This window comes from Bradyrhizobium uaiense, assembly GCF_010811875.1.
GTDB classification, from domain to species: domain Bacteria; phylum Pseudomonadota; class Alphaproteobacteria; order Rhizobiales; family Xanthobacteraceae; genus Bradyrhizobium; species Bradyrhizobium uaiense.
Window position 1 is genome coordinate 1 of the sequence record NZ_VKHP01000848.1, and the last position, 246, is coordinate 246.

General features: G+C 65.9%; 1 pseudogene. It reads left to right on the top strand.

From position 1 onward, the window contains the following. Positions 1-126: pseudogene (locus tag FNJ47_RS55195) on the top strand (DUF350 domain-containing protein); the annotation flags it as partial. Positions 127-246: the final 120 nt, after the last annotated feature.

Genomic DNA, 246 nt, shown 5'->3' on the forward strand with positions numbered 1-246 from the left:
CCGGCGGCAGCGATTGCGCTCGGCCTCAGCCTGCTCGGCTTCGTGCTGCCGGTGGTCAGCGCCATCGCCCACTCCGCCAATGTCATCGACTGCCTGATCTGGAGCATCATCGCGCTGATCGTGCAGAAATACACCAGGAACGCCGGCAGGCCGGCGAGGGATTGCAGGATCATGTCGGGGCGGTCCGGAGGTTTGTCGGGATTCGCGCGACGCAGGATGGCACGTTCCGTTGGTCGGCGTATGCCG